The following is a 3,587-nucleotide window of genomic DNA, read 5'->3' as shown; positions in this document are numbered from 1 at the left end:
ATGTTGAACGATGACGGCGCGCACTGCGTTTCCCATACGCCAAACTTTGAGATGTCGGGCTGCTGCGCCACCGCAACACCCACTGAAAAATGAGCGAGCGGCACACAAGCAAGAACGCTAACCAAAATTTTTCTTGTGCATTGCATTTGAGTGCCTTGAACGAATTGTCGTTTCTATTGCAAGTCGATGTGCTTGGGCGCGTCACACGCGCAACTTATCCCGCAGGAATGCACATCCCGCCGAACTAACCAACTCATTCTTGCGCCGATCTTTGCTGAACGATTTCCACAACGTTACGCGTTCGCATCTAAAGAATCTGGAAACATTTGCGTAATCCGTCCTTGGAATTCCCATGCCTAACGCGAGCCCGTAGCCTCGCACTAACAAACGCCTGCCCGATACGGTGCCAGTCTGGCATGAGATGCACGGCGCGCGAGCCGCATCGTTAACATACGAATCGGCGCGACCTCGCCAACGCAATGAAGGGCGTCTCGGGCGGCGCGCGCACAAAAGGCGCGAGTCTTTGAGATCGCGGTCGCCCGCTGCGGCCGCGGACGGCGGGGCTCACCACCCGGCCATTACTTTGCGACAGTGGACACGTCGAAGCGCGAATTGCGATCGCGGGCACTTCAGGCGCTCCAACATGAAGGCTACGTCGGGCGAGGCGAATTGACGGTGATCTCAGGCGGCGCCGAAATCATGAAACGACTGCCAATAGCGTTGCCGACAACGCCGAAGTGACGCCGCTCTTCGTCGAATTCCGCCCCGGCATGCGCAAGCGCATCGCAGCCGCCGTCGAAGCTCTCATTGATGTAATGGATCAGATCGCCGCCGCAGCGCGGGACGTGAGCGCTTACCTTGAACGGAAACGATGGCGGGGTTGAACGTCGTCGCCAAGAGAACGCCCCGGCGCGACATCCGCGCTCGGGGCGTTTTTGCTTGTCGCCCGGAGGATTGCACAGAGGCAGGGTCAATCATCAGCGTGATAGCGGTGACCATGATGACCGTGACCGTGCCAGTCATAATGGCTCGTATCATGCCAATCGTAGTGGTCGCCATGGCGGTCCCAATGTCCACTGGGATGATAGTCCCAACGGCCATGATGGCGGCCTCTCCAATGGCCATAGCCCCAACCACCATGATCACCCCAACCGCCATCGCCATAGCCGTCCCAGGCCATAGCCACAGTTGGGAGAGCCAAAGCAGCGGTCAAAGCCGTAACGAGAGATAGTTTGTGCAACATGCAAATCTCCTTCTACCCCCAACGATCCATTTTCCGTCGGGGCAGCTGAACCTTCACTGAACCAGCAAGCTGACGGTTGCCGTCGCCAAGGCGCGTCATGCGACTCTGGATGTTTCGGTGGGCGTTTTCGTTCGTTACGCTGGCTGATCTCGCACGTTGGTTGGCGCGTTGCTGGCCGGGCTTTTTTTGGTTGCGATCCCATTCTTTCCGAGATGCCGAAAGCGTCGGCCGTTCGCGTCATTGCGCACGGTTGTCGACGCCCTAATTGTCGGCAAACGATGGGAGCTAAACAATTCCACGGAGGTGCATCATGAATCATAATATTGCTCCGATGGCGGCGACCGCGGTGGCGATCTTCGGCTCGACCGCCCTGGCGCAACAAGCGCCTATGACTCATCCCACCACAATGGCCGCCGGCATGCATGACGCGAAAACGGATGCGGCCACCGCTGTGAAGATGGCGATGCGGAAGCTGTGGGAAGATCACATCACCTATACCCGCGGTTATATCGTCAGCGCCCTGGCCGATCTTCCGGACACCAACGCCGTCGCCACGCGACTCCTCAAGAATCAGGATGACATCGGCGACGCGATTAAGCCTTATTATGGCGAGAACGCAGGAAAGAAATTGTCTACTCTCTTGCGCGACCACATCCTTATCGCGACGGAAGTCACGGTTCGCGAACTGCCAATGCCGTGAAGTTGCGGATGAACCGAAAAGTTTTTCGGCGTTGACGCTTGAAGGCGGCATGGCGCCCGAACTCGCCTATGTGACCGCCAAATTCGGCGCACTCGCGCCTTTTGCCAAGGTAGCTCATCTGCTTGCCGAATTGCTGCCCGTCGGCGGTGCCGTCAACGCCGGCACGGTGCGCAATCGAATCGAACCCGCCGCGTCGGCGAGCGTATCGCGCGGCTGCGTCCTGAGGGATCGGCAGATCCCGACATTGACGCGGTGACTCCTGCAGTCGTGATCGGCCTCGATGGCGGTTATCTGCGCAGCCGGCATCGTCGCCCCGAACGGAATTTCGAAGTGATCGCGGGTAAGGTGCTCAATCTCGATGGCTCCCAGCACCGTTTCGCTTTTGCACGCAACGGCAATTCCACGAGCGAATTTGCTAACGCGGCGGTGAGCGCAGGAGTCCGTCTCGGCACGCCGACGACGGTTCTGTGCGATGGCGACCCCGGACTATGGAAGCTACAGCGGCAGGTGATGCCAGAAGCGACTCTCGTCCTCGACTGGTTTCACATCGCCATGCGTTTCGAACACGCCTTGCAGGCGACGCGCGGCGTTGGCGCTGGAACTCTCAGCGAATACCTCCAAGGCCATCCAATCCGCGAGCTCGAGAGCGCCAAGTGGAGACTGTGGCACGGTCGTTCGAGCGCATGTCTGGTGCGCCTGGCGCGCCTGACGCATTGGTTTGAAGCTGCTCATGTCAGAGACGTGAGAGGTGCTGCCGCAGTTCGACGACACGTCAACGATCTGATCGAATATCTCCACGCCAATCGCCTTGCACTTGTGAACTATGGACGGAGACGCCACGACCGACAGCCGATTTCAACCGCTTTCGTCGAAAGTGCGGTCAACGAGATCCTGTCAAAACGTATGATCAAGAAGCAACAAATGCGATGGAACCGATGGACCGTGCAGCCCTTCCTCGACGTGCGAGTTGCTGTTCTCAACAAAACACTCGCGGGTTCGTTCAGGCGCCTCTATCCAGATTTCCAACCAGACAATGGAAATTGTCCAGCGCGCCTGTCAGCGTGACGAACCCCACGACTTTGCATGCTCTCTCTTGGCGTCGCCGTAATCGACGAACCCGCCTAAGGCCCTTGATCGATGGCGGTTTTGGCTTCATCCATATTGAACTGAAAGGACTGGGCGAGCGTTCAGCTCAGGGGAGACAGCGCATGAACAAAGACCACCTCGTACGGACCGCCAAGGCGATGGTCGCTCCAGGAAAGGGCATTCTCGCTGCGGACGAGAGCGCGGGAACGATCGCGAAACGCTTCGCGGCGATCGAAGTCGAATCGACGCAAGCGACGCGGCGTGACTATCGCGAACTCCTGTTCCGCGCCGAAGACGCCATCAGACGACATATCTCTGGCATCATTCTCTTTGATGAAACCATCAGACAGACCGCCGCGGATGGAACGCCGCTGGTGAAACTTATCGAGACCGGGGGCGCGCTCCCAGGCGTCAAGGCCGACATAGGCGCTAAACCTCTGGCCAATTTTCCTGGCGAAACAATTACCGAAGGCGGCGATGGCCTGCGCGAGCGACTGCACGAATATCGCCGCCTGGGAGCGCGCTTCGCGAAGTGGCGCGCCATTATCGACATCGATT

6 protein-coding genes and 1 pseudogene are annotated in these 3,587 nt (G+C 58.6%); 5 read left to right on the top strand and 2 right to left on the bottom strand.

Annotated elements, in window-relative coordinates:
- Nucleotides 1–516: 516 nt before the first annotated feature.
- Nucleotides 517–726: pseudogene (locus QZ964_RS20390) on the top strand (ISKra4 family transposase); the annotation flags it as partial.
- Here the strand turns inward: QZ964_RS20390 and QZ964_RS20385 are convergent.
- Together QZ964_RS20385 and QZ964_RS20380 are read right to left on the bottom strand one after the other, a co-directional pair.
- Nucleotides 651–974: a hypothetical protein gene (locus tag QZ964_RS20385; RefSeq protein WP_292534001.1), complete on the bottom strand. Its 324-nt coding sequence runs from the start codon at nucleotides 972–974 to the stop codon at nucleotides 651–653. The pseudogene QZ964_RS20390 and the gene QZ964_RS20385 overlap by 76 nt on opposite strands.
- A complete protein-coding gene (locus QZ964_RS20380; protein ID WP_292533998.1) occupies nucleotides 971–1,243 on the bottom strand; it encodes a hypothetical protein in 273 nt (90 codons plus the stop codon). The genes QZ964_RS20385 and QZ964_RS20380 overlap by 4 nt, the downstream gene beginning before the upstream one ends.
- Before the next feature lie 331 nt (nucleotides 1,244–1,574).
- On the opposite strand from QZ964_RS20380, the gene QZ964_RS20375 reads away from it, so the two are divergent.
- The 4 genes from QZ964_RS20375 to QZ964_RS20360 form a co-directional block, all read left to right on the top strand.
- Nucleotides 1,575–1,943 carry a hypothetical protein gene (locus tag QZ964_RS20375; RefSeq protein WP_292533995.1) on the top strand — a complete coding sequence of 123 codons (369 nt, stop codon included), beginning with the start codon at nucleotides 1,575–1,577 and terminating at the stop codon, nucleotides 1,941–1,943.
- A 49-nt stretch (nucleotides 1,944–1,992) separates the two neighbouring features.
- The gene (locus QZ964_RS20370; protein WP_292533992.1) at nucleotides 1,993–2,199 is read left to right on the top strand and encodes a hypothetical protein; all 207 of its coding nucleotides are present in this window, start codon (nucleotides 1,993–1,995) and stop codon (nucleotides 2,197–2,199) included.
- Entirely contained in the window at nucleotides 2,196–3,008 is an 813-nt protein-coding gene (locus QZ964_RS20365) for a transposase (protein ID WP_292533991.1), read from the top strand. Before QZ964_RS20370 ends, QZ964_RS20365 begins: the two co-directional genes overlap by 4 nt.
- Nucleotides 3,009–3,151: 143 nt before the next feature.
- A partial coding sequence (locus QZ964_RS20360) for a class I fructose-bisphosphate aldolase (RefSeq protein ID WP_292533988.1) occupies nucleotides 3,152–3,587 on the top strand: 436 nt, incomplete at its 3' end.

It is taken from the genome of Methylocystis sp. (assembly GCF_021731785.1).
Lineage (GTDB): Bacteria > Pseudomonadota > Alphaproteobacteria > Rhizobiales > Beijerinckiaceae > Methylocystis.
The sequence above is the reverse complement of the archived record's forward strand: the minus strand, read 5'-3'. Positions and strand labels throughout refer to the sequence as shown.

Excerpts from the sequence above, each read along its gene's own strand:
- QZ964_RS20370 (WP_292533992.1), top strand. The coding sequence starts at position 1,993 with ATGGCGCCCGAACTCGCCTATGTGACCGCCAAATTCGGCGCACTCGCG.
- QZ964_RS20380 (WP_292533998.1), bottom strand. The coding sequence starts at position 1,243 with ATGTTGCACAAACTATCTCTCGTTACGGCTTTGACCGCTGCTTTGGCT.
- QZ964_RS20375 (WP_292533995.1), top strand. The coding sequence starts at position 1,575 with ATGGCGGCGACCGCGGTGGCGATCTTCGGCTCGACCGCCCTGGCGCAA.